Annotated in this window: 22 protein-coding genes; 11 read left to right on the top strand and 11 right to left on the bottom strand. The window is 62.5% G+C overall.

The genetic code is table 11. From position 1 onward, the window contains the following. Positions 1-33 precede the first annotated feature (33 nt). A complete protein-coding gene (locus tag JHL16_RS16930; RefSeq protein WP_200186052.1) occupies positions 34-543 on the top strand; it encodes a TIGR00645 family protein in 510 nt (169 codons plus the stop codon). A gap of 12 nt (positions 544-555) precedes the next feature. Here JHL16_RS16930 and JHL16_RS16925 read toward each other — a convergent pair whose 3' ends face one another. The 4 genes from JHL16_RS16925 to JHL16_RS16910 all read right to left on the bottom strand — a co-directional run bounded on the left by JHL16_RS16925 (position 556) and on the right by JHL16_RS16910 (position 6028). Further along, complete coding sequence (locus JHL16_RS16925) at positions 556-1998, bottom strand: sodium:proton antiporter (protein WP_200186051.1); 1443 nt, start codon at positions 1996-1998, stop codon at positions 556-558. Between the two features lie 79 nt (positions 1999-2077). Beyond that, on the bottom strand, positions 2078-3238 hold the full coding sequence (locus JHL16_RS16920; protein WP_200186050.1) for an acetyl-CoA acetyltransferase: 1161 nt from the start codon (positions 3236-3238) through the stop codon (positions 2078-2080). A gap of 40 nt (positions 3239-3278) precedes the next feature. Then, complete coding sequence (locus tag JHL16_RS16915; protein WP_200186049.1) at positions 3279-4655, bottom strand: glutamine synthetase family protein; 1377 nt, start codon at positions 4653-4655, stop codon at positions 3279-3281. A 20-nt stretch (positions 4656-4675) separates the two neighbouring features. After that, positions 4676-6028, bottom strand: coding sequence for an aspartate aminotransferase family protein (locus tag JHL16_RS16910; protein WP_200186048.1), 1353 nt, complete (start codon positions 6026-6028; stop codon positions 4676-4678). A gap of 126 nt (positions 6029-6154) precedes the next feature. On the opposite strand from JHL16_RS16910, the gene JHL16_RS16905 reads away from it, so the two are divergent. Beyond that, entirely contained in the window at positions 6155-7012 is an 858-nt protein-coding gene (locus JHL16_RS16905) for a D-amino-acid transaminase (RefSeq protein ID WP_200186047.1), read from the top strand. 2 nt (positions 7013-7014) lie between these two features. Here the strand turns inward: JHL16_RS16905 and betA are convergent, their stop codons facing one another. Beyond that, the gene (betA, locus tag JHL16_RS16900; RefSeq protein ID WP_200186046.1) at positions 7015-8670 is read right to left on the bottom strand and encodes a choline dehydrogenase; all 1656 of its coding nucleotides are present in this window, start codon (positions 8668-8670) and stop codon (positions 7015-7017) included. A gap of 83 nt (positions 8671-8753) precedes the next feature. After that, positions 8754-9632 carry a MurR/RpiR family transcriptional regulator gene (locus tag JHL16_RS16895; protein WP_200186045.1) on the bottom strand — a complete coding sequence of 293 codons (879 nt, stop codon included), beginning with the start codon at positions 9630-9632 and terminating at the stop codon, positions 8754-8756. Positions 9633-9715: 83 nt separating this feature from the next. On the opposite strand from JHL16_RS16895, the gene JHL16_RS16890 reads away from it, so the two are divergent. From JHL16_RS16890 to JHL16_RS16860, 7 genes are all read left to right on the top strand, one after another. Next, on the top strand, positions 9716-10513 hold the full coding sequence (locus JHL16_RS16890) for an N-formylglutamate amidohydrolase (RefSeq protein WP_200186044.1): 798 nt from the start codon (positions 9716-9718) through the stop codon (positions 10511-10513). A 30-nt stretch (positions 10514-10543) separates the two neighbouring features. Continuing rightward, complete coding sequence (locus tag JHL16_RS16885) at positions 10544-12289, top strand: amino acid permease (RefSeq protein ID WP_200186043.1); 1746 nt, start codon at positions 10544-10546, stop codon at positions 12287-12289. A 78-nt stretch (positions 12290-12367) separates the two neighbouring features. Next, entirely contained in the window at positions 12368-13849 is a 1482-nt protein-coding gene (locus tag JHL16_RS16880; RefSeq protein WP_200186042.1) for an amino acid permease, read from the top strand. A 72-nt stretch (positions 13850-13921) separates the two neighbouring features. After that, positions 13922-15298, top strand: a complete 1377-nt coding sequence (locus tag JHL16_RS16875) for a glutamine synthetase family protein (RefSeq protein ID WP_246770958.1) — start codon at positions 13922-13924, stop codon at positions 15296-15298. Between the two features lie 12 nt (positions 15299-15310). Then, complete coding sequence (locus JHL16_RS16870) at positions 15311-16705, top strand: aldehyde dehydrogenase family protein (protein ID WP_200186041.1); 1395 nt, start codon at positions 15311-15313, stop codon at positions 16703-16705. A 6-nt stretch (positions 16706-16711) separates the two neighbouring features. Continuing rightward, entirely contained in the window at positions 16712-17872 is a 1161-nt protein-coding gene (locus JHL16_RS16865; protein WP_200186040.1) for an iron-containing alcohol dehydrogenase, read from the top strand. Positions 17873-17957: 85 nt separating this feature from the next. Next, positions 17958-18563, top strand: a complete 606-nt coding sequence (locus JHL16_RS16860) for a hypothetical protein (RefSeq protein WP_200186039.1) — start codon at positions 17958-17960, stop codon at positions 18561-18563. Position 18564: 1 nt separating this feature from the next. Here the strand turns inward: JHL16_RS16860 and JHL16_RS16855 are convergent, their stop codons facing one another. From JHL16_RS16855 to JHL16_RS16840, 4 genes are all read right to left on the bottom strand, one after another. Beyond that, positions 18565-18999 (bottom strand): copper chaperone PCu(A)C, encoded by a 435-nt coding sequence (locus tag JHL16_RS16855; protein ID WP_200186038.1) that lies wholly within the window; start codon positions 18997-18999, stop codon positions 18565-18567. Positions 19000-19004: 5 nt separating this feature from the next. Next, positions 19005-20120, bottom strand: coding sequence for a nickel/cobalt transporter (locus tag JHL16_RS16850; RefSeq protein WP_200186037.1), 1116 nt, complete (start codon positions 20118-20120; stop codon positions 19005-19007). Next, the gene (locus tag JHL16_RS16845; protein ID WP_200186036.1) at positions 20117-20752 is read right to left on the bottom strand and encodes a DUF1007 family protein; all 636 of its coding nucleotides are present in this window, start codon (positions 20750-20752) and stop codon (positions 20117-20119) included. The genes JHL16_RS16850 and JHL16_RS16845 overlap by 4 nt, the downstream gene beginning before the upstream one ends. Before the next feature lie 107 nt (positions 20753-20859). Further along, entirely contained in the window at positions 20860-21810 is a 951-nt protein-coding gene (locus JHL16_RS16840) for a zinc ABC transporter substrate-binding protein (RefSeq protein WP_200186035.1), read from the bottom strand. A 151-nt stretch (positions 21811-21961) separates the two neighbouring features. Between JHL16_RS16840 and JHL16_RS16835 the strand changes: the two genes are divergently transcribed. Next, positions 21962-22684, top strand: a complete 723-nt coding sequence (locus JHL16_RS16835; protein ID WP_200186034.1) for a cytochrome c biogenesis protein CcdA — start codon at positions 21962-21964, stop codon at positions 22682-22684. On the opposite strand, the gene JHL16_RS16830 is transcribed toward JHL16_RS16835, so the two are convergent. Next, positions 22685-23536, bottom strand: coding sequence for a LysR substrate-binding domain-containing protein (locus tag JHL16_RS16830; RefSeq protein WP_200186033.1), 852 nt, complete (start codon positions 23534-23536; stop codon positions 22685-22687). It abuts the gene before it with no gap. 99 nt (positions 23537-23635) lie between these two features. Here JHL16_RS16830 and JHL16_RS16825 point away from each other — a divergent pair, with 99 nt between their 5' ends. Continuing rightward, the gene (locus JHL16_RS16825) at positions 23636-23800 is read left to right on the top strand and encodes a hypothetical protein (protein ID WP_200186032.1); all 165 of its coding nucleotides are present in this window, start codon (positions 23636-23638) and stop codon (positions 23798-23800) included. The last annotated feature ends 7 nt before the right edge of the window (positions 23801-23807 follow it).

Below are 23807 nucleotides of genomic sequence, written 5' to 3'. Positions count from 1 at the left end.
TTATGAGAACCTCGAAGACAACGGAAGGGCCCCATGAAATCCATCGAACATTTCATCGAATCGATCATCCTGGCATCGCGCTGGCTGCTCGTGGTGTTCTATCTGGGGCTCGCGGTGGCGCTCGCCATCTATGCCTTCTCCTTCGCCAAGAAGCTCGTCGAATTCGTCAGCGTGGTCATGGTGCTCGAGGACACCGACACGATCCTCAAGATGCTGGGCCTCATCGACGCCGCATTGGTCGCGAGCCTTGTCGTCATGGTGATCATCTCGGGTTATGAGAACTTCGTCAGCCGCTTCGACAATGCCGATGGCGAAGTGCATTGGCTGGGCAAGATCGACGCCGGCTCGCTCAAGGTGAAGGTCGCCTCGACGATCGTCGCCATCTCCTCCATCCATCTGCTGCAGGTGTTTCTCAACTCGGCGCAATATACGTCCGATCAGATCATGTGGCTGACCATCGTGCACATGGCATTCGTCGTCTCGGCGATCTTCCTCGCCGTCATCGATAAGGTGATGTCGGGCACCAAGAAAACAGACGAGTAGGGCGCAATCCCGTTACATATAGAAGATGAAGGTCAGCACCGCGAAGAGCGGCAGCAGGATCGCCATCGACCACAGCATGTAGCCGAAGAAGCCCGGCATCCGCACGCCGGCGCGCCGGGCGATCGAATAGACCATGAAATTGGGCGCGTTGCCGATATAGGTGAGGGCGCCCATGAAGACGGCGCCGGCCGAGATCGCGGTCAGGGTCATCGCGCCCTCGGTCATCAGCGACTGCGGATCGCCGCCCGCCAGCTCGAAGAACACCAGATAGGTCGGGGCATTGTCGAGAAAGGCCGAGAGCATGCCGGTCAGCCAGAAATAGGCGGCCGGATTGGCCTCGCCGTCGGCGCCGGTCACCAGCGCCACGAGCGGCGCGAACATGCCGTTCTCGCCCGCCTTCAGCATGGCGAGCACCGGGATGATGGTGATGAAGATGCCGGCGAAGAGCTTCGCCACTTCCTTGATCGGCTCCCAGGAAAAGGCATTGGCCTCGCGGTCCGACTTGGGAGTTACCGCAAGTGAAACGAGCGTCACGGCGACCATCACGATATCGCGCAGGATGTTTACGATCTCGGCATCGACGCCCATGATGTGGACCGTGCCGAGCGAGGTCGAGGCGCTGAGCAGGATGGCGCCGATGATGACGCCGAGCAGGATGATGTTGAGGCCGCCCGACATGCGCAGCGGCTCGTCACCGGGCGTAGGATCCGGCTTCGAATGGCCGTCCTGGCGGTAGATGACGCTGTCGAGGACGAAGAACAGCACGAGGAGAACGGCGACCAGGAACAGCGTTTCGGGGAAAAGGTGCTCGGTGGTCCAGAAGAAATCAACGCCGCGCAGAAAGCCTAAGAACAGCGGCGGATCGCCGAGGGGGGTGAGCGAGCCGCCGATATTGGCAACCAGGAAGATGAAGAAGATGACGACATGGGCGTTGCGCTTGCGGTCGTCATTGGCGCGCAGCAGCGGGCGGATCATCACCATGGCCGCACCGGTGGTGCCGGTGAAGCTCGCCAGCGCCGAGCCGATGGCGAGAAGCCCGGTATTGACGGCGGGCGAGCCATGCAGATTGCCGCGCAGCACGACGCCGCCGGCGACCGTGAAGAGCGCCAGCAGCAGCAGGATGAAGGGGATATATTCGAGGATGATGGCATGGCCGATCGATGCGATTGCCGTGCCCGAATCGAACAGCGCGAAGAGCGGAATGATGATGAGGGCCGCCCAGAAGGCGGCGATCTTGCCCTGGTGATGCTCCCAGAAATGATGCGCGAGGAGGGGAAGCAGCGCGATCGACAGAAGAATGCCGACAAAGGGGATGGCCCAGGGCAGGATCAGCTCGGCGCCGTTGAGTTCCGCGGCCTGGGCCTGGCTTGGCCAGAAGAGGACAGGGAGGAGTGTCAGGAGAGAGAGCACGCGGCGTTCTTTGGGGTGAGCCGATGCCGACCGTGCGTGAAACATAGCTGTCTTCAAAGCCCCTCACCCTCCCCATTGCCGGCGCAATGGGTTCCCCTTTCCCCGCTCATGCGGGCGAGGGAATTTACCGCAACCGCTCCAGGATCGAAACATAATTGGCGACCGCGGCACCACCCATGTTGAAAATCCCGGCCAGCTTCGCGTCCTTGACCTGCATGCCCTCGGCCTTGCCTTCGAGCTGCAGCGCCGCCATCACATGCATCGACACGCCGGTGGCGCCGATCGGATGACCCTTGGATTTGAGGCCGCCCGAGGGATTGACCGGTAATTTGCCGTCCTTCTCGGTCCAGCCCTCGGCAATGGCGCGCGCACCCTGGCCACGCGGCGCCAAGCCCATCGCCTCATATTCGAGCAGCTCGGCGATGGTGAAACAGTCATGCGTCTCGACGAAGGAGAGATCGGCAAGGCTTGTGCCGGCGCGCTCATGGGCTTTTTTCCAGGCGACTTCGCAGCCTTCGAAATTGACGATGTCGCGCGCCGACATCGGCAGATAATCCTGGACATGGGCGAGACCGCGCAGATGCACCGCCTTTGGAAAACGCAAGGCTGTCTCCGTGTCGCACATCACGATGGCCGCGGCGCCGTCCGATACCAGCGAGCAGTCGGTGCGCCGCAACGGACCGGCGACGATCGGGTTCTTGTCCGACACGGTATTGCAGAACTCGACCGACAATTCCTTGCGCAACTGCGCATAAGGATTGGCAACGCCGTTCTTGTGGTTCTTGGCGGCGATGCGGGCCAGTGCCTCCGACTGATCGCCATGGCGCTGGAAATAGAGTTCGGCGATGCGCCCGAAGATGCCGGCGAAGCCGCCCGGCGTGTCGCCTTCCTCGGCGCGGTAGGAGGCATTCAGCAGGATGTCGCCGATCTGGTCGCCCGGTGCTGTCGTCATCTTCTCAGCGCCCACCACCAGCACGAAGCGGGCGGCGCGCGCAGCGATCGATGTATGCGCGGCATGGATGGCGGCGGAGCCGGTGGCGCAGGCATTCTCCACCCGCGTCGCCGGCTTGAAGCGCAAAGCGGGCGACGCATTGAGCGCAAAGGAGGCCGGGAAGGACTGCTTCTCGAAGCCGCCGAAATTGCCGACATAGATGGCGTCGATATCGGCAGGCGCCAGGCCTGCATCGGCGATCGCTTCCGTCGCGGCACCGACGATCAGGCTTTCGAGTGTCTCGGCTTCGAGCTTGCCGAATTTCGAATGCGCCCAGCCAATGATGGCGGTCATGGGTCAGCTCCCTGAATGAGGTCACTGACCCATAAGATAATCAAATCGTCCGCAGATACCACTCGTAATCGCGCGCCGTCGGCTCGGCGAAGAAGCGGTCGGCCTCGACCTCCTTCAGCGTGCAGAAGGTGTCGACGAAGTCCTTGCCGAAATAATCCTTGAGGATCGAGGCGCGCCAGAAGGCATCGATCGCCTCGAACCAGTTGCCGGGGATGTATTTGGCGCGCTTCTCATAGCCGTTGCCGGTGACGGGAGCACCCGGATCAAGCTTCTCGGAGATGCCGTAATGCATGCCGGCGAGGATGGAGGCCATCACCAGATAGGGATTGGCGTCGGCCCCGGCCGGACGGTGCTCGATATGGCAGGTCTCGGGCGCTCCCGCCGGGATACGCAGCGAGACGGTGCGGTTGTTGATGCCCCAGCTCGCCGAGACCGGCGCGTAGGAATTGCGGCGGAAGCGGCGATAGGAATTGGCGTTGGGTGCGAAGATCAGCATGGATTCGGCCATCGACGCCTTGAGGCCGCCAAGCGCGTTGAGCAGCAGCTGGTTCTCGGTCGGGTCGGCGGCGGCGAAGAGATTCTTGCCGGCTTCGTCGGCCAGGCTGACATGGATGTGCATGCCCGAGCCCGTCCATTCGGAATAAGGCTTGGCCATGAAGGTGGCGACGAGGCCATGCTTGTCGGCCGCCGCCTTGATCAGCCGCTTCAGCATGATGCCTTCATCGCAGGCTTTCAGCACGTCGGCGCGGTGGCGCAGCACGATCTCCATCTGGCCCGGCGCATATTCCGAGATCAGCGTCTTGGCCGGTAAGCCCTGGATGTCGGCAAAGGCATAGAGGTCCTGGAAGAAGGGTGCGAAATCGTCGAGATCCTGCAGGTGATAGGCCTGGTAGTGTTGCGGGCGGGCGCCGTTGGTGAGGGCCTTGGGGGCTCTCGGCGTGCCGGCGAAGGCCGCCTCGCGGTCCATCAGGAAGAACTCGACCTCGACGGCGCCGACCGGCGTCATGTTGAACTCGGCGAAGCGGCCGACGATCTTTTCCAGCGTATTGCGCGGATCGGCGTAATGGGGAACGCCGTCGAGATCATGCGCGGCGGCGATATATTGCGCCGCCGGCTGCGCCGCCCAGGGAATGGTCGTCATGCTGCCGGGAATGGGCCACAACAGCAGGTCGCGGTCGCCTTCGTCGAAGACGAGACCGGTCTCGGGTACATCCTGGCCGGTGGCGTCGAGGACGAGCGCCGAGATCGGCAGGAAGCGGCCGTCGCGCCAGCCGGGCACCAGCTCGTCGCGGCGCAGGATCTTGCCGCGCTGGATGCCGCACAGGTCGGTCCAGATCAGATGAAAACTTTCGATACCCGGATTGGCGTCGAGAAAGGCCTGAGCTTCACTCTGGCGCTGCGGGGTGATGACGGTCATGATTCAAGGACTCCATCCCGTCAGACGAGCTCGGCAAGGCACTGGTCGAGGCCGGTGATCAGGCTCTCGACATGCGCTTCGCTCGTCGCGGGACATATCAACATCATATTATGGAACGGCGTGATCACCACGCCGCGGTTCAGGAGATAATGGTGAATGGCCATGTCGATCGGGCGGTGAATGATGCGCCCCGCTTCGCCGCCATTGCGCGGACGGTCCGGGCTGCACATGAATTCGACACGCGCGCCGACGCGCACGACATGCCACGGTGCCCCATATTTGATGATGACATTCGCGATACCTTTTTCGAGCCTTCTGGCGAGCTCGATCAAAGGGGCGAAAGCCTCCCGGGTAAAATAGGTCTCGAGCATGGTGCGCATGAGCGCCATTTGCAGCTTCGAGCCTGAAAGCGTGGTGCCGATGCCGGAACGGCCCGGCTCACGGTGTTCGAGATATTTCCTGATGCGCCCGGCAGTTTCTTCCGAGAAACCATAGACCGCCGCGGGCACGCCGCCGGCGATCGGCTTGCCGAGCACGATGGCGTCGGGTTCGAGCCCGTGGGCGCCGGAATAACCGCCGGGGCCCGACGACATGCAATGGGTCTCGTCCATCACGAGCAGCGTGCCGGTGCGCCTTGTGATCTGGCGCAGTGCGTCATGGAAGCCCTCATCGGGTAGCACCATGCCAATATTCGTCATCAGAGGCTCGGCCAGCACGCAGGCGACATCGCCTGGCGCCAGCGCCGCCTCGAGCGCTGGAATATCGTTGAACTCGACGACCTTGGTGAATTGCGTGATGTCGCGCGGCTCACCGATCAGAGCCGGATCGGCGACTTCCTTGCCGTCTGCGAGCGTGACGAAGGTTTCATCCACGGCGCCGTGATAGCAGCCATTGAAGACGAGGATCTTCTTGCGCCCGGTGATGGCGCGGCACCAGCGCAACACCGCGCGATTGGCGTCGGATGCGGTCGCCGTCACCTGCCACATGGGCAGGCCAAAGCGTTCGGCGAGGAGACGTCCGACGACGGCTGCGTCGGGCGAGGGCAGCATGGTGGTGAAGCCGTCGAAGCTCGCCTGACGCAAGGTTTCGGCCAGCGCCTTGGGGCTGTGGCCGAACATGGCACCGGTGTCGCCGAGGCAGAAATCAATGTAGCTGTTGCCGTCGGCATCGGTCAGATCGACGCCCGAAGCCTTTTCGATGAAAAGTGGAAAGGGCGTTTCCCAATCGGCCATCCAATGCATCGGCACGCCGCGCAGCCAATGTTTGGAGGAGTCTTCGGCCAAGGTCCTGGATTTCGGGTTGCGCTGGAGAAAATGAGCTTTTTCACGCGTCAGCATCGCCTCGATCGAGGCGTCCGTGATCCGGGAGGCCATGATATCCTTTAAAGTTGTTAGTCCGGGGCACTTACCTAGCCGGGCTCAGGGGGCGAACACAACCCCCATGGATTTCTCGTCCAGAATCTGGTTTGACAACGCGTCCACACGATAAGGAAAAGTCCAATGAGCCGCGTCGTCTATGTGAATGGAAGCTATGTCCCTGAAAATGAAGGGAAAGTCTCAATTTTCGATCGCGGCTTCCTGTTCGCCGACGGCATCTATGAGGTGACGGCCGTCATCAACGGCAAGCTTGTGGATTACGAACCGCATGCCGAACGGCTCGAACGGTCGCTGAACGAGATCAGCATGGCGTGGCCGTGCAGCAAGGCGGAACTCCGCCAGATGCATGAGGAGCTCATCAAGCGCAACAAGCTCGATGAAGGCATCATCTATATCCAGGTGACGCGCGGCTCAGCCGACCGCGATTTCAAATTCCCCAAGGAAGCGAAGTCGACCCTCATCGGTTTCACCCAGGTGCAGAAGCTGCTCGAGAATCCCAACGCGCCGGCGGGCGTCAAGGTCGTCACCATTCCCGATATCCGCTGGGCACGTCGCGACATCAAATCGGTGATGCTGCTGGCGCCGGTGCTCGGCAAGCAACGCGCGTATGAAGAGGGCGCCTTCGAGGGCTGGATGGTCGAGGACGGCAAGGTCACCGAAGGCACATCGTCCAACGCCTATATCGTCAAGGACGGCAAGGTCATCACGCGGCCGCTGTCCAACAGCATCCTCGCCGGCTGCACGCGCCGCTCGCTGTTCCGCATGGCCAAGGAAGAGGGTGTGGTCATCGAGGAGCGTCTGTTCACGCCGGAAGAGGCCTATGCGGCGGACGAAGCCTTCCTCACCAGCGCCTCCAATTTCGTGCTGCCGATCGTCGAGATCGACGGCAAGCGGGTGGGCGGCGGCCAGCCCGGCCCGGTGGTACGCAAGCTGCGCGAGATCTATCTCGACGAGGCGCGCAGGCAGGCGGGGTTGAAGTAACTTTACCTCTGGCTCATCCGCCAATTCGGATTGATCCACGGCTCCTGGTTGGAGGCGGGCAGGGGCGTGCGGCCGAGGATGTGATCGGAGGCCTTCTCGCCGATCATGATCGAGGGGGCGTTGAGATTGCCATTGGCGATCTGCGGCATGATCGATGAATCGGCGACGCGCAGATTCTCGATGCCGATGACGCGGCATTCGGGATCGACGACCGCTTGCGGATCCGACGCGTCGCCCATGCGGCAGGTGCCGCAGGGGTGGAAGGCGCTTTCGCAATGATCGCGGATGAAGCCGTCGAGCTCGTCGTCGCTCTGGAGATGCGCGCCCGGCTGGATCTCGCGGCCTTTATAGGGCTTGAGCGCGTCCTGCTCGAAAATCTCGCGCGTCAGGCGCATGGCGGCGCGGAATTCCGTCCAGTCGTCCTGATGCGACATGTAATTGAACTTGATGGTCGGCGCTTCGCGGGGCTCGGCCGACTTCGCTTTCACGAAGCCGCGCGACTTAGAGCGCATCGGTCCGACATGGACCTGAAAGGAATGGCCTTTGGCGGCGGCCTTGCCGTCATACCGGATGGCGATCGGCAGGAAGTGATATTCGATGTCGGGATATTCGACGCCGGCATGCGAGCGGATGAAGCCGCAGCTCTCGAAATGATTGGTGGCGCCGAGGCCGGTCTTGAACAGCAGCCATTCGAGGCCGATCAGGCCTTTCGAGAACAGATTGAGGCTCGGCAACAGCGAGACGGGTTTAAGCGACTCGAGCTGGAAATAGACTTCGAGATGGTCCTGCAGATTCTGGCCCACACCCGGCAGCGCATGGACCGGCGTGACGCCGATCGACTGGAGATGCGCCGGTTCGCCGATGCCGGAGATCTGCAGAAGCTTCGGCGAGTTGATCGAGCTCGCCGCCAGGATCACCTCGCGGCGCGCTTGCGCCGTGAGAATCTCACCGCCGCGCTCATATTCGACGCCGGTGACGCGTTTGCCGTCGATCAGGAGGCGGCGCACGAAGGCGCGGGTGATGAGCTTGACATTCGACCGCTTGAGGGCCGGGCGCAAATAGGCATTGGCGGCCGACCAGCGCCGGCCCTGCCAGACGGTGCGCTCCATGGCGCCGAAGCCTTCCTGCTGGCGGCCATTGTAGTCTTCAGTGACGGGGTAGCCGGCCTGGTGGCCCGCCTCGACAAAAGCCTGGTAGAGCGGATTCTTGCGTGCCCCACGCGTCACATGCAGTGGCCCGGCGGTGCCGCGCCAGCCCTCCTCGCCGCCATGCGACGTCTCCAACCGCTTGTAATAGGGCAGCACGTGACGGAAGCCCCAGCCCGTGGCGCCCATCGCCTCCCAGGTGTCGAAATCGCGCGCGTGGCCGCGCACATAAACCATGCCGTTGATCGAGGAGGAACCGCCGATCACCTTGCCGCGCGGCGTCACCAGGCGGCGCCCGCCCAAAGCCGGCTCGGGCTCGGCGACGAAGCCCCAGTCATAGGTCTGCATGTTCATCGGATAGGACAATGCCGACGGCATCTGGATCAGCGGGCCCATATCGGTGCCGCCATATTCGAGCACCAGCACGCTGTTCCGGCCGTCTTCCGACAGGCGATAGGCCATGGCCGATCCGGCCGAGCCCGACCCGATGATGATGAAGTCGAACGACTCCATTAGATTTCCCCTTTTAGGCGCTTATCCTTGCGCGCTCTTCTTGAGGCTAGTGGATCGCATAGCGGCGGGCGTTGCGCAATACGTCATGAATTGCGGCGTAAACGTCCGGTGATCCCTTCCAGCTCGCGGATGCGCTCCTCGGTCTCGGGCCAGCGGCGGTCGACGATGTCGGCGATGAGCGCCTCGATCATGAAAAGTGTCGCGACGTTCGAGTCCCAGCCCGACGGCGCGTCGATGCGCAAGGGGAAGGCGTGTGCCGCGACGCCCGCGATCGGCGACATCCATTGGTCAGTGAACAGGACGATGCGGATCTTGCGCTCGTGCGCGAGGTTCGCGAATTCGGCAAGCCTTGGGTCGTAACGGCGCACATCGAAAGCGATGAGCACGTCGCCGCGCTTCATGTTGAGGAGATATTGCGGCCAGGCGGCGGGTTGGCCCGGCACCAAAGTCACACCCGGCCGGATCATATGCAGATGGGTGTGGAAATATTCGGCGAGCGGCCTGGTGATGCGCCCGCCGGCGATATGGACGGCATGGCCCAGATCGGCGATCAGGTCGGCAATGCGGTCGAAGCTCCGGTGATCGACGAGCTTCAGGGAGCCGCGCAGATTCTCCATTACCGCCGCGGCGAAGCGGTTGAGCACATGGGTGTCGGGCGCGTCCTTCGACCAGCGCTGGTGGCGCGCGATCGGGTCCTGCAATTGCGCCTTGACCTCGCCGCGCAAGGCGGCCTGGAAGCCGGGAAAGCCGGTAAAGCCCAGCTTCTTGGCGAGGCGAAGCGCCGTCGGCGTCGACACCCGTGCCGTTTTGGCGAATTCGGTGATGCTGGAGAGCCCCGCCACCGGATAATTGGCGAGCAGCGCATGGGCGAGCTTGTGCTCGGCAGGGGTCAGTTTCGATGTGCCGAGCCTGATGCGCTCAGCGACGGTTTCGGGTTGGGCGATGGTCTTGCGGGTCGTCATGCCCGATCTTGTAACGAATTTGACAGGCGCTGGCGATTCTGAAATGATCGTTCCAGGTGGGATGAGGGAGAGAAGATTTCTCCATGGGTGGGTTGCTTCGGCCCGATGAGGGCGATCCGGTCATAGTGGTGAATGAGAACGGGCAGTCGCCCGTCGTGCTGGTGTGCGAGCATGCCGGCAAGGTCATCCCGCAGGCGCTGGGCGACCTGGGCCTGTCGCCTGAAGATCTGACGCGCCATATCGCCTGGGATATCGGGGCGGAGGTGGTGTCGCGCCGGCTTTCCGAGGCACTCGACGCGCCGCTTTTGCTGCAGCGCTATTCGCGCCTCGCTTATGACTGCAACCGGCCGCCCGAATCGCCCGATGCCATGCCGGTGAAGAGCGAGACGACACGGGTGCCCGGCAATGAGAACCTCTCGCCCGATGCGCGGCTCGCCCGCATCCGCGGCATTTATCGCCCCTTCCATCACGCGGTGTCGGAGCTGCTGGATCGTCGGGCGGCGCGGAATATCGCCTCGCTCGTCGTGACGATGCACAGTTTCACGCCGATCTACCGGGGGATCCGCCGCCATCTCGATCTCGGCGTCCTGCATGACCGCGACACGCGTCTGGCCGATCTGGTGCTGGGCCTGTGCGGTCGCATGAAGGATGTCGTGGTCAGGCGAAACGAACCTTATGGGCCCCAGGACGGCGTCTGTCATACGCTCAACCTGCATGGCGGCGCCCGGGGACTCCATCACGTCATGCTGGAGATCCGCAACGATCTCATCAACCATGAGGCTGGTCAGGTGCAATGGGCGGGACGGCTCGCCCAAGTGCTGGAACAGGCCGTATCGCTCGTATTCCCTTCAATATCAGTGAGGACGCAATTGAGTTCGTAGGACTGTCGCGGGGCAATACCGGAGGAAACAATGACACCTAAGGGTTATTCAGATTCCGAGCATCATGAAGACGTGAAAGTCCTGCACAGCATGGGCTATGCGCAGGAATTAACGCGCCGCATGGGCCCGTTCCAGAATTTTGCGATCTCCTTCGCCATCATCTGCATCGTCGCAGGTGGCATCACGGCGTTTCCCGCCGCGCTGAGCGCCGGGGGCGGCGGCTCGATCGGCTATATCTGGCCGCTTGGCTCGCTCTTCGCGCTCTTGGTGGCGGCCGCCATGGCCCAGGTCGCCTCATCCTATCCCACGGCCGGCGGCATCTATCATTGGTCGTCCATCCTCGGCGGACGGGGCTTCGGCTGGGCCGCCGCCTGGTTCAACCTGCTTGGCCTTCTGTTCGTCGTCTCGTCGGTGAATTTCGGCTTGTTCAACCTGACCCGCGACCTGCTGCTGGCGCAGGTTCTGGGCATGGACGTCACCAACTGGACGCCCAGTGGCGAGTTCTCGACCGGCTGGTGGGTCCAGACGGCCTTCATCACCTGCGTCACGGTCGCCCAGGCGCTTCTCAATCACTACTATCTCAGGATCACCACGATCCTCACCGACTGGAGCGGCTATATCATCCTGGCGACGGCGGTGGTGCTGACCTTGGCGCTGCTGGCTTTCGCGCCGTCGCTCAATTTCGCTCGGCTGTTCACTTTCACGAATTTCACCGGTGACTCGGGCGGCGGTGTGTGGCCGCAAGCCCAGGTCTTCCTCTATGTGGTGGCCCTTGGGCTGTTGCATGCCGTCTACACGATCACCGGCTTCGACGCCTCGGCGCACACGTCGGAGGAGACGCGCAACGCGCAGCGCGAAGTGCCGAAAGGCATGATCCGCTCGGTCTGGTGGTCGTTCCTGTTCGGCTATTTCATGGTCTGCGCCATGGTGCTGGCGCTGCCCGATCAGACGGATGCGTCCGGCACGGTCACCGATGGCGTCGCCGCGGCGGCCAAGCAGGGCTGGGCCTCGTTCAACTGGCTCATCCAGGTGTCCGCCATGCCCTTCATCCTGAAGGCGGCGATCATCATCGGCATCGTCGTGTCGAACTTCCTCTGCGCGCTCGCCGGTCTCACCTCGTGCTCGCGCATGATGTTCGCCTTCGCGCGTGACGGCGGCCTGCCGATGTCGAATGTGCTGAAGCAGGTCAGCCCGACCTATCGCACGCCGGGCGCCGCGATCTGGGTCGGTGGTGCGCTGTCCATTGTGGCGACGCTCTATGGCGGTGCTTTCCTGGTGCTGTCGACGGGCTGCGCCGTGTTCCTCTATCTCTCCTATCTGATGCCGATCGGTGCGGCATTGAAGGGTGAGCTGGGCGGGGAGTGGACCAATAAAGGTCCGTTCAATCTCAAAAGTGCGTCGATACCGGTTGCGGTGCTGGCCATCCTCGGCTGCGCATTGCTGATCTTCGTCGGCGTGCAGCCGCCGCAGGAGAAGGTGGGCTATCTGATCGTGCTGATGATCCTCGCGCTGACCGCCTTCTGGTTCGCGATGGAAGGCAAGATGGCGGTCGGCGCCGTCTTTGCCGCCCTGACCGTCGCCATCGTCTACTATTTCTGGCGGGACCCGGAGAGCAATTTCGGGCTGTGGGCGGCGGTCGTCGTGGCGGTGGTGATGGCGGCGTTGCTCGTCGTGCTGCGCGGCAAGCGTTTTGCCGGACCGCCGGTCGGCGACGAGATCGCCAAGCGCCGGGCCGAGATCGCAGCGGCCGAGGCGGCGATCGCGCAAGGCAGCTGAGCAAAGTTTTACGAGAGCCGGCGGCGTCCGGGAAGGACGCCGCCATAGGGAGCAAACTAGGGAAAACAGGGGATTTTCATGTCTCAAACGGAAGGTGGTGGCGTCAGCTATACAAGAGCTGATGCCGGTTATTTCGAGAAGCGGCATCTCCAGCGTTATGCGGGGATCTGGTCGCTCTGGGCTTTGGGTGTCGGCGCGGTGATTTCCGGCCATTTCTCCGGCTGGAATTTCGGTTTTGCGACCGGCGGCTGGGGCGGCATGCTGGTGGCCGGCGCCATCATCGGCATCATGTATATCGGCCTTGTCTTCTGCATTGCCGAAATGTCGCCGGCGCTGCCGCATACGGGCGCTGCCTATTCCTTCGGCCGCACAGCCATGGGCCCGTGGGGCGGCTTCATCACAGGCCTTTGTGAGAATGTCGAATATGTGGTGACCCCGGCGGTCATCGTGACCTTCATCACAGCCTATGTGAACAGCATTTTCGGTTTCGATCCCGCCTATTCGCCGATCATCTGGATCGTCACCTATCTGATCTTCCTCGGCCTCAATATCTTCGGCGTGGCCCTGTCCTTCCGGGTGACGCTGATCGTGACGCTGCTGTCGCTGGCCGTGCTGATCATCTTCTGGATCAGCGCCATTCCGAACATGGATTTCAGCCGCTGGGCGCTCAATATCGCGCCTGATGGCAGCGAACTCCCCGAGGGCAACGGGTCGTTCTTCCCGATGGGCTTCTCCGGCGTCCTCGCCACGCTGCCCTTTGCCGTGTGGCTGTTCCTCGCCATCGAGCAGTTGCCGCTGGCGGCTGAAGAGTCGGTCGATCCGAAGCGCGACATGCCGAAGGGCATTCTCCTCGGCATGCTGACTCTGGTCATCTCGGCCTTCATGATCGTACTGCTCAATCCCTCGGTCGCGGGAGTCGGCGCCCACAAGCTCGGCACCTCGCTCGAGCCGCTGCTCGATGGGTTCCGTGCCGTCTATGGCGATGTCGGCGTCACCGTGCTCGGCATCATGGCGCTCACCGGCCTCATTGCGAGCTTCCATACGATCCTGTTCGCGCAAGGACGGCAGATCTATTCGCTGTCGCGGGCGGGCTATTTCCCGTCGGCCTTGTCGATCACCCATTCGACCTACAGAACGCCGCATGTCGCGATGATCGTCGGTGCTATCGTCGGTCTCTTGATCATGCTGGCGATCTGGTTTGCGCTCGGCGCCGAGAAGGGCGGGTCGATCATCGGCAGCGTGCTTCTCAACATGGCGGTGTTCGGGGCGATGTTCTCCTATATCCTGCAGGCGATCTCCTTCATCCTGCTCAGGAAGAACCAGCCCCATATCAACCGGCCTTATAAGAGTCCGCTTGGCATCGGTGGTGCGGTGGTGACCATCGTGATCGCGCTGGTGACGCTCTATTATCAGGTCCAGGATCCGCTCTTCAGCAAGGGCGTCCTGTGGGTCGGCGTGTGGTTCGTCCTGGCGATCATCTATTTCGCCCTGGTCGGCCGTCACAAGCTCATCCTCTCGCCTGAGGAAGAGTTCGCGATGGAGCATCGCGCCAAGGCATAAGAACGACGACGGCGGCGCGGGAGAGTTCCCGCGCCGCTTTCTTTTGGTTTTCCCCTCGAGAAAGAGAAACAGATGGTTCAAGGCATGCTGACGCTCGCCCAGCTCAAGAAAGAAGTTGCGGCCGGCACAATCGATACGGTCGTCGCGGCGTTTCCCGACATGCAGGGGCGGCTGATCGGCAAGCGCTTCCATGCGCAGTTCTTCGTCGACGGCGCCTATGAGGAGACGCATGGCTGCAATTACCTCCTCGCCGACGACATCGATATGGAGCCCGTGCCCGGCTACAAGGTGGCGAGCTGGCAGAAGGGGTATGGCGATTTCGTCATCAAGCCGGATCTGGCGACGATGCGGGTTACGCCGTGGCTCGACAAGACGGCGCTGGTGATCTGCGACGTGCTCGACCATCACGATCATTCGCCGTTGCCGCATGCGCCGCGCAATATTCTCAAGAAGCAGCTCGAACGGCTCAGCAAGATGAAGATGAAGGCCTATATGGCCTCGGAGCTCGAATTCTTCCTGTTCGACGAGTCCTATCAGAGCGCCCATGACAAGGCCTATGCCAATCTCAAGACGGCGGGCTATTATATCGAGGACTATCACGTCCTGCAGACGACCAAGGAAGAAGGCGTGATGCGCGCCATCCGCAACGGTCTCGCGGGCGCCGGCATTCCGGTCGAGAATTCCAAGGGCGAATGGGGGCCGGGCCAGGAAGAAATCAATGTCAAATATGCCGAGGCCCTCGACATGGCCGACCGGCATGTGATCATGAAAAACGGCTGCAAGGAGATCGCCTGGGGGCTCGGCAAGGCCATCAGCTTCATGGCCAAATGGAATTACGGGCTCGCCGGCAACTCCTCCCACATTCATCAGAGCCTGTGGACGGCCGACGGCAAGAGCTCGATGTTCCATGACGCCAAGGGCGATCACGGCATGTCGGCCATGATGAAGCACTATCTGGCGGGCCAGCTCGCCCATGCCGGCGAGATCACCTATTTCCTCGCGCCCTATATCAACTCCTATAAGCGCTTCATGGCCGGTACTTTCGCGCCGACACGGGCGATCTGGAGCTTCGACAACCGCACTGCCGGCTACCGCCTGTGCGGCGCCGATACCAAGGCGATCCGCGTCGAATGCCGGGTCGGCGGCGCCGATCTCAATCCCTATCTCGCTTTCGCGGCGCTGCTCGCCGCCGGCCTCGACGGCATCGAGAAGAAGATGGCGCTCGAGCCTGCCTTTGCGGGCGATGCCTATGACACGTCGAAGAAGCTGCGCGAGATCCCCAAGACCTTGCGCGAGGCGACCGAGCTTCTCGACAAGTCGAAGCTGCTGCGCGGCGCCTTCGGCGACGATGTGATCGATCACTATGTGCATACCGCCAAATGGGAGCAGTTCGAATATGACCGGCGCATCACCGACTGGGAATTGAAGCGCGGCTTCGAGCAATATTGAGAGGAAGAAAGAGTGGCAGAGAAGATCAGATGCGTATCGCCGGTCGACGGCTCGGTCTATGCCGAGCGGGCGGTGGTGAAGAAGAAGGAAATCGAGGCGGCCTTCGCGGCGGCCCATGCCGCGCAGGACAAGTGGAAGCGCCTGCCTCTGGCGGAGCGGGCGAAATACTGTTCCGCCGTCGTCGACGCCATGCTCGCGATGAAGGACGCCATCGTCCCGGAGCTCGCCTGGCAGATGGGCCGGCCGATCCGGTATGGCGCCGGCGAGCTGCGTGGCTTCGAGGAGCGGGCGCGTTACATGATCGCGATCGCCGAGCGCTCGCTCAGCGACATCAAGCCTGAGCCCAAGGAAGGCTTCCTGCGCTACATCAAACGCGAGCCGCTGGGCGTCGTGTTCACCATCGCGCCGTGGAACTATCCCTATCTCACCGCGGTGAACTCGATCATCCCGGCGCTGATGGCCGGCAATGCGGTCGTTCTCAAGCACGCGGCGCAGACGATCCTGGTCGGCGAGCGTTTCGCCAAGGCCTGCAAGGCGGCGGGGCTGCCCAAAAATGTCTTCCAGAATCTGGTGCTGTCGCATGATCAGACGGCGGCGATCATTTCGGGCGGCCATGCCAATATGGTCTGCTTCACCGGTTCCGTCGCCGGCGGCAAGGCGATGGAGAAGGCGGCGGCCGGCCGTTTCATCAATGTCGGGCTCGAGCTCGGCGGCAAGGACCCGGCCTATGTGCGCCCCGACGCCAATATGGCGCATGCGATCGAGAATCTGGTCGACGGCGCCTTCTTCAATTCGGGACAGAGCTGCTGCGGCATCGAGCGCATCTATGTGCATAAGAAGGTGTGGGGTGATTTCATCGACGGCTTCGTCGACCTGACCAGGAAATATGTGCTGGGCTCGCCGCTCGACGAGGCGACAACGCTTGGCCCGATGGTCAAGCCGGACGCCGCCGATTTCGTGCGCAAGCAGATCGCGTCGGCCGTCCGCTCCGGCGCCAAGGCCCATATCGATCCGAAGAGCTTCGCGCGTGACCGCAAGGGCTCGGCCTATATGGCGCCGCAAGTGCTGACCTCGGTCAATCACCAGATGTCGGTGATGACGGAGGAGAGCTTCGGACCGGTCGTCGGCATCATGAAAGTGAGCGACGATGAGGAAGCGATCGGGCTGATGAACGATTCACCCTACGGCCTCACCGCCGCGGTGTGGACCGAGGATGCCGACGCCGCCGAACGCATCGGCGATGAGATCGCCACCGGCACGGTTTTCATGAATCGCTGCGACTATCTCGACCCGGCCTTGACCTGGACCGGCGTCAAGGATACGGGCCGCGGCGCCACGCTTTCCGTTGTCGGCTACGAAGCCCTGACCCGGCCCAAGAGCTACCACCTCAGAACCAGAACGAAGTGACATTCCATGACCATTCCGAATCGCAATATCAACTTCCCCACCGCGATCAAATTCGGCGCCGGGCGCGTCAAGGAACTGGCCGAACTGTGCCAGGCCAACGGCATCAAGCGGCCGCTCTTCGTCACCGATCCGGGCCTTGCCCAGATGCCGATGGCGGCGGCGATCCTCGCCGATCTCAAGAAAGCGGGCCTCGGCGTCGCCTTGTTCTCGGATGTCCGTCCCAATCCGGTCGAAGCCAATCTCCAGGCCGGCATCAAGGCGTTCAAGGCCGGCAAGCATGACGGCGTCATCGCCTTCGGCGGCGGTTCCGGCCTCGATATCGGCAAGCTCATTGCGCTGATGCATGGCCAGAAGATCTCGGTCTTCGATCTGGAAGATATCGGCGACTGGTGGACGAGGGCCGATGCAGCCAAGATCGTGCCGATCATCGCGGTGCCGACCACCGCCGGCACGGGCTCGGAAGTCGGCCGCGCCGGCGTCGTCACCCATCCCGAGACGCATGAAAAGAAGATCATCTTCCACCCGGCGATCATGCCGAAAGTGGCGCTGCTCGACCCTGAGCTCTCGGTCGGCCTGCCGCCCAAGCTCACCGCGGCGACCGGCATGGACGCGCTGGCGCACTGCCTCGAATCCTATTGTGCGCCCTTCTATCATCCGCTCGCCAAGGGCGTGGCGCTGGAAGGCATGCTGCTCATCAAGGAGAATCTCGCCAAGGCGGTGAAGAAGGGCGCGGATATCGATGCGCGCGGCAATATGCTGGTCGCCTCGTCGATGGGCGCCACGGCGTTCCAGCGAGGCCTCGGCGCCATTCATGCGCTGTCGCATCCTTTCGGCGGCCTCTATGACGCGCATCACGGGCTGCTCAATGGTATCGTGATGCCCTATGTACTGAAAGCCAACCGCAAGAAGATCGAGAAGGACATCGAGCGCGCCGCCGCCTATCTCGGCATCAAGGGCGGCTTCAACGGCTTCCTGAAATGGATCCTGGCCTTGCGCAAGGAAGTCGGCATCCCGCACAAGCTCGCCGATATCGGCATCGACACCAAGCGCCTCGACGAGGTGGCGAAGATGGCGATCAAAGATCCGTCCGCCGGCGGCAATCCGATCCAGTTCAGCGAGAAGCAGTACAAGGCGCTCGCCAAGAAATGCGTGACCGGGGATCTCTGAGGCGTCCGTCCGTCATTCACCTGTCATCGACACCAATCAGTTCTGCCGTTTCGGCGGCAGGACTTTTACGTTCCGGGGGATCTTCATGCATATCGCAAAAAGCCTGAGCGTGGCGCTCTTCGCTGTGGTCCTGGTGGGCTGTGGTGAGGAATCCGACAAAAGCGCGAAATCATCGAGCGAGAGCAAGACGGCGGTCGTCGAAGCGGCCGGCGCGCCGACGGGTGACTTCGATGCGAGCAAGGTCGCGGTGTCGAGCGCCGATCTCGGCGCCTTTCCCTATTTCGCACGGCCCGACAGCGTTGCGCCCATGGGCGGCGAGCAGACGCTCGAGCAAGGACGCTTTCCGTTCTGGACGGGCGCCAAATTCGAGCCCGTCGAAGGCCGCATCTTCATGGGTGGCCTCAATGGCGCGGAAGGCAAGACCTATTCCAGCGTCGCGGTGCGCAATTATATCGAAAATCGCGTCGCCGAGGCGGGCGGCGTGAAGATCACCGAAGGGCGCATCCCGACGGCGGCATCCGATCTACTCGGGGATGAGGTGAAGGTCGGTATGATCCTGGGCCTCGGCGACATCTATAACGATCCGACCTCGACCTATGTCATCCGGCGCGCCGACAGCACCATCTGGATCCATTTCGTGACCAACGACCTGTTCGGGTCGTGGACGATCGCGGAGAGCAAAGCGCCCTAGTTCAATGCCCCGAGCCGTCCTCGACGATCACCTCGACGGTGATCTCGCCGGCTTTCTCGAAATCGAGGATCATGTCGAAGCGGTCGCCGACCTTGAGCGGCTTGGTGAGGCCGATGAGGCGGAGGTGCCTCGCGCCTTTGCGCATCGCGACCGGTTTGCCGGGATCGGCGACGACCGACGTGAGCGCCGGATCATCATAACGGTTGTTCTGGCGCAACTCGATCATCGAGCAGACGGTTGAGCGCGCGGCGACCAGCGCATCTGTTTCCTTGCCGCGGTTGGACAGAGGCACGAAGACCTGGGTCTCGCGCGTCTCCGACGGCAGGCCCCAGACATGGCCGATCGCGATCTCGCCGATCTTGAAGGAATGCGCCAGGGCCTTGGACGCGGTGGCGGCCATGGCGATGAAAGTGAGAAAAACGCGCCGGGTGAGCATGAAACTTACATCATCATATTGGTGGAATAGAGCGAGCCCCAGAAGAGCAGGCCGCCGAGCCCCAGAATCGCCAGGCCGCCGATCACCCTGAGGCCGAAGGCGGCGTGATCGAGCCAGGCGGCTTCCTTCTTGGCGAGGCGCAGCGCCAGCTTCTTCGAATAGACGGCGATGGCGGCGATGACCGAGACGGTGATCGCCGTGCCGAGCGCCATCACGAGGGTCGAGGTGATGCCGGCCCAGTAGAGGCCGAGCGCATTGGCCGCGATCAGCACCAGGAGCGCTCCGGTGCACGGCCTTATCCCGACCGCGAAGGAGAGCGACAGGGCCTTGGTCAACGACCAGTCGCCCTTGACCTCGCTCGCCTGCGGCACATGGGAATGACCGCAGCCGCATTCCTGCCCGTGATCATGGTGATGGTGATCGTGGTGAGCGTGATGATCATGGCCATGATCATGATGATGCCCGTGACCATGATCGTGAGGGTGATCATGCGCGTGCGCGTGCGCTGGTTCAGATGCATGCGCATGGGCATGCGGGCGGAAGGCCGACCAGATCAGATAGGCACCCATCAGCGCGATCAACGCGTAGCTGGCGGTTTCGAGGAACCCGGCGACATCGCGCGCGGTCGACCCCACCGCGGTCACCAGCAGCAGAAGCAAGCTGATCACCACGATGGCGGTCAAAGCCTGGATGAGGGCGCTCATGAAGGCGATCAGGATGCCGCGGCGCAGTTCATTCTCGGTGGCGAGTAGCCAGGCGGAGATCACCGCCTTGCCATGGCCCGGACCCGCGGCATGAAAGATGCCATAACCGAAGCTCAACAGCATCAGCGTATAGGCGGGAAGCAGCGAGGATTGCGCCTTCATCTGGCGCAGCGATTGCGACATGGCGCCATAGAAGCTGCGCTGCTGCTCGATGACCCAGAGGACCGGATCGCTCCAGAAAGAGGGCATGATGATGGTGCCGTCGGCATTGCGCGGCTGGACCAGAAGCTTGCGCTTGTCGATCTTCGGCGCCGTCTCACTCGGCTGCTCCTGGGCGTGAAGGGGCACGGTGAGGAAGCCGGGACTGGCGACACAGGCCAGCAGGAAGAGAGCGAGAAGCCGGGCGATCAGGGTCATTGGCCGCAGATGATCAAGGCCGGTTGCGCGAACATGCCGCCGAAATCCTCATCCTCGGGCGGTTTCCAGTCGGTGCCTTTGGTGGAGAGCATTTCGCGCGTCTGGTTGAGCTGCTGGTCGGAAACGACCGGCTCGACCTTGAGCCGGCAATCGGCGGGCAATGTGCCGATGACGCCGACCGGATCCTGCTCGACATAGTCGAAGGCGATGTAGAATTCCGGGTCATAGACCTTGTAGTGGAATTCCACCTTATGCGGGTCGACCGGTGTCGCGAGCGGTACGGTGAAATGCAGCTCGAGCTTGCCGCTGCTGTAGATCTGGCCGGGCTCGACGGGCTCGCCGATCGGGACGACCTTGCCATTCACACGCGGCACGACGAAATAATTGTAATCCTTGAGCGAGCTCAGATTTTCCTTCGTCAAGGGCTCGAGCTCGTCCTGGCTGTAGACGCCGTCGCCATTGGTATCGAGGCCGTCGAGCGCCATTTGCGCGTAGCCGTCATCGAAAGTCCATTCCACCGCGATGCCGCTCACCTGACCCTTGTCGTTGAAGACGACGTCGGAGCGCATGACGATCCAGACATGGGGATGGGCGAAAGCGGGCGCGGCGCTGCCCAAGGCCATGGCCGACATTGCCGCTCCGAAAAGGATACTCCGCCGCATTCCCGAACATGTCCCAAATCACTGGATGAGTGAGGGATGATGGGGGAATGCGGCGGAAAAGTGAAGTTACGGCTGCGTTATCCCTTCAGGCAGCCGGTGAGTGACGTCACAAAACGGCGCATCATGCCGGCATAGGCGTCAGGACCTTTGGGTTCCTGCGCGCCCAGGCCGTCGAGCACGGCGGTTTTGGCTTTGGTGCCTTCGATGACGGTCTCCACATATTTCGGCTCGAATTGCGGTTCCGCAAAGACACAGACCGCCTTCGTCTCGGCGATACGGTCGTGAATTTCCTTCAGGCGCTTGGCGCCCGGCGTCACTTCCGGATTGACGGTGACGCTGCCGGCCGGATTCATGCCGAAACGCGCTTCAAAATATTGATAGGCATCGTGGAAGACGATGTACCGCTTGTCCTGAACGGGTGCGATCTCGGTTTTTATCTCAGCCGAGAGCGCGTCGAGACTGCTCGCGAATTTGGCGGCGTTCTCCTGGTATCTGCCGGCATTGGCGCTGTCGAGACCGGCCAGCGTCTTGGCGAGCTCATGAGCGATCGCCTTGGCGTTCTCAGGGTCCATCCAGATATGGGGATCATGGCCGCCATGATCATGGTCATGACCTTCCTCTGCGTGAGCCTCCTCGCTTTCGCCTTCATCGGAATGCGGCTCCCACAGGCCGCCATCGCGGGCAGGGAGCGACTTGACGCCTGGGGCTTCACCCGCCTCGAAGACCTTCTTCTGGCCGATCTCGGGATTCTCCAGCGCCTTGTGCAGGAAAGCCTCGAGATTTTCGCCCACCGCCACGATCAGGTCGGCATTCTGCATGGCGCGGACCTGGGAAGGGGTGAGTTGGGCGGTGTGCTCGGACACCGCGGCATCGAGCAGCAAGTCGGGCTCGGCCACGCCAGCCATGACATTGGCGGCGATGGAGTGGATCGGCTTGATGGTGGCCACTACTTTGGGGGCGGCAAGGCTGGCGGTGCTGAAGGTGGTGGCAAACAGGCAGGCCAAGGCAAAACGGGCGGTCGCGGGCATCACTTTCTCCTCTATGTTATATTATAACATAACATAGATCGACCCTTGTCAAGTGACAGCTTGTTGAAAGCCCTGCGGCCTTTCGTGAGTTGTGCCGGCCGTTGCAACCGGCCAAGGGAGGAAGCGAGACGATGTCGCGAGGCTTTCTGACGTGTTTTCCATTCTGACGGCGTTTTTCGGCGGGCTCCTGAGCTTTCTCAGCCCGTGTGTGCTGCCGCTGGTGCCGCCTTATCTGTGCTTCATCACTGGCGCCTCGCTCGACGACCTGACCGAGAATCAGGCGATCTCGCGCCGGCGCACGCTCTTTGCCTCAGTCGCCTTCGTGCTCGGCTTCTCGACCGTCTTCGTACTGCTCGGCGCCACCGCTTCGGTTGCCGGACAATTCCTGCGTGAGCATCTGCCGCTGCTCGCCCAGCTCGCCGGCGTCGTCATCATCCTGATGGGCCTGCATTTCCTCGGCGTCTTCCGCTTCGCCTTCATCAACCGAGAGAAACGCTACCAGCAGGAGGCGCGGCCCGCCGGGCTCCTCGGCGCCTATGCGGTGGGACTTGCTTTCGCTTTCGGCTGGACGCCCTGCATCGGGCCGGTGCTCGCCACCATTCTGGCTGTCGCGGCGAGCGAGGACAGTGTCGGGCGCGGCGCCTTCCTGCTCGCCGTCTATTCGGCGGGCCTCGGTGTGCCGTTCCTGCTCGCGGCCCTCGCGGTCGGCCGGTTCCTCACCTTCCTCAAGCGTTTCGCTAAACATCTCAACATCGTCGAGAAAGCGATGGGCGTGCTGCTCATCCTGGCCGGCATCGCTTTCCTCACGGGCCTCCATCAGAATTTCGCCTATTGGCTGCTCGAGACTTTCCCGATCTTTTCGAAGATCGGGTGATCATCTTTCCTCGGAAAAGCGCGTCATCAGATGCGCTTCCAGCCGGTCGATGATGGCGCTCTTGCGCCCATGGGCGCGCTCCAGCCGGATGTTGAACTCGGCGAGCGGCGGAAAACCTTCCGCCTCGGTGAGCTCGCGCATATCGGAGGTGACGCTGCTGCGCACCATGGCGCTTAGCGCGAGGCCGCCGGCTACCGCGGCGCGCAGGCCCGTGATGCTGCGGCTGATGACGGCGGTGCGGTAGCGGCGCTTCATGGCCTGGAGCGATGAGACCATGAAGCGGGTATAACTGTCGTCCTCGTTGCGTATTGCGATGGGCACCGGTTCGCGCTCATGCAGATTTCCCTCGCGCGGCGCCACCCAGACGATCTGGTCGCGGAAGGCGATCGGGCCGCCGCGCACCGGGCCCTCGCCCTCGGTGATGAAAGCGAGGTCGACAGCACCTTCGGCCAGCTTCTTCACCAGGAGCTTCGAGTCCTCCAGCACCAGATCGACGGTGGCGAGCGGATAGAGCTCAATAAAGCTTCTCAGCACCTCGGAAAGGATGCGCGGCGCATAATCCTCCGACAGGCCCAGCACCACGACGCCTTCCACCGAACCGCGGTTGAAGGCGGTGAGTGCGCCATTATAGGACGCCATGATGTCCTTGGCGTAGCCCAGAAACAGCTCGCCATGCTCGGTGAGCGCGACGCTGGCGCTCGAACGCAGCAGCAGCGGGCGGCCCAGCAGGTCCTCGAGGCGCCGGACCTGCAGGCTCACCGCCGACTGGGTGCGCCCGACCTGGCGGGCAGCCTGGGTGAAGCTGCCGGTTTCACAGATCGCGATGAAGCTCTTCAGAAGGTCGATGTCCATGGGTGATGAGTTTCCCTCATGGCCCATATTTCAACTACTTGTTGGACAGATCAACTGCCCAGGTGTCCGATAGCGTGAGGAAATTGGAGGTGCCGTGTCATGATCATCCAGGCGTTTGCCGCTCTGCGCCGCGTATCGGGGGCGATCGACAGCTGGTGCGCCACGCGCCGCCTGCGCGGTACCGATGACGCCATGCTGGCCGATATCGGTGTAGCCCGTGGCCATATCGACTGGCTCGTCCATCATGGACGGAAGCGGAGCTAGATCAATT

This window comes from Taklimakanibacter albus (assembly GCF_016595235.1).
Lineage (GTDB): Bacteria > Pseudomonadota > Alphaproteobacteria > Rhizobiales > Aestuariivirgaceae > Taklimakanibacter > Taklimakanibacter albus.
Note: the sequence above shows the minus strand (reverse complement) of the source record. Positions and strands in the feature narration are given on the sequence as shown.

Bases quoted from the DNA above. Each gene is read 5' to 3' on its own strand.
- JHL16_RS16930 (WP_200186052.1), top strand. From the start codon at position 34: ATGAAATCCATCGAACATTTCATCGAATCGATCATCCTGGCATCGCGC.
- JHL16_RS16925 (WP_200186051.1), bottom strand. From the start codon at position 1,998: ATGTTTCACGCACGGTCGGCATCGGCTCACCCCAAAGAACGCCGCGTG.
- JHL16_RS16920 (WP_200186050.1), bottom strand. From the start codon at position 3,238: ATGACCGCCATCATTGGCTGGGCGCATTCGAAATTCGGCAAGCTCGAA.
- JHL16_RS16915 (WP_200186049.1), bottom strand. From the start codon at position 4,655: ATGACCGTCATCACCCCGCAGCGCCAGAGTGAAGCTCAGGCCTTTCTC.
- JHL16_RS16910 (WP_200186048.1), bottom strand. From the start codon at position 6,028: ATGGCCTCCCGGATCACGGACGCCTCGATCGAGGCGATGCTGACGCGT.
- JHL16_RS16905 (WP_200186047.1), top strand. From the start codon at position 6,155: ATGAGCCGCGTCGTCTATGTGAATGGAAGCTATGTCCCTGAAAATGAA.
- betA (WP_200186046.1), bottom strand. From the start codon at position 8,670: ATGGAGTCGTTCGACTTCATCATCATCGGGTCGGGCTCGGCCGGATCG.
- JHL16_RS16895 (WP_200186045.1), bottom strand. From the start codon at position 9,632: ATGACGACCCGCAAGACCATCGCCCAACCCGAAACCGTCGCTGAGCGC.
- JHL16_RS16890 (WP_200186044.1), top strand. From the start codon at position 9,716: ATGGGTGGGTTGCTTCGGCCCGATGAGGGCGATCCGGTCATAGTGGTG.
- JHL16_RS16885 (WP_200186043.1), top strand. From the start codon at position 10,544: ATGACACCTAAGGGTTATTCAGATTCCGAGCATCATGAAGACGTGAAA.
- JHL16_RS16880 (WP_200186042.1), top strand. From the start codon at position 12,368: ATGTCTCAAACGGAAGGTGGTGGCGTCAGCTATACAAGAGCTGATGCC.
- JHL16_RS16875 (WP_246770958.1), top strand. From the start codon at position 13,922: ATGGTTCAAGGCATGCTGACGCTCGCCCAGCTCAAGAAAGAAGTTGCG.
- JHL16_RS16865 (WP_200186040.1), top strand. From the start codon at position 16,712: ATGACCATTCCGAATCGCAATATCAACTTCCCCACCGCGATCAAATTC.
- JHL16_RS16860 (WP_200186039.1), top strand. From the start codon at position 17,958: ATGCATATCGCAAAAAGCCTGAGCGTGGCGCTCTTCGCTGTGGTCCTG.
- JHL16_RS16855 (WP_200186038.1), bottom strand. From the start codon at position 18,999: ATGCTCACCCGGCGCGTTTTTCTCACTTTCATCGCCATGGCCGCCACC.
- JHL16_RS16850 (WP_200186037.1), bottom strand. From the start codon at position 20,120: ATGACCCTGATCGCCCGGCTTCTCGCTCTCTTCCTGCTGGCCTGTGTC.
- JHL16_RS16845 (WP_200186036.1), bottom strand. From the start codon at position 20,752: ATGTCGGCCATGGCCTTGGGCAGCGCCGCGCCCGCTTTCGCCCATCCC.
- JHL16_RS16840 (WP_200186035.1), bottom strand. From the start codon at position 21,810: ATGCCCGCGACCGCCCGTTTTGCCTTGGCCTGCCTGTTTGCCACCACC.
- JHL16_RS16830 (WP_200186033.1), bottom strand. From the start codon at position 23,536: ATGGACATCGACCTTCTGAAGAGCTTCATCGCGATCTGTGAAACCGGC.
- JHL16_RS16825 (WP_200186032.1), top strand. From the start codon at position 23,636: ATGATCATCCAGGCGTTTGCCGCTCTGCGCCGCGTATCGGGGGCGATC.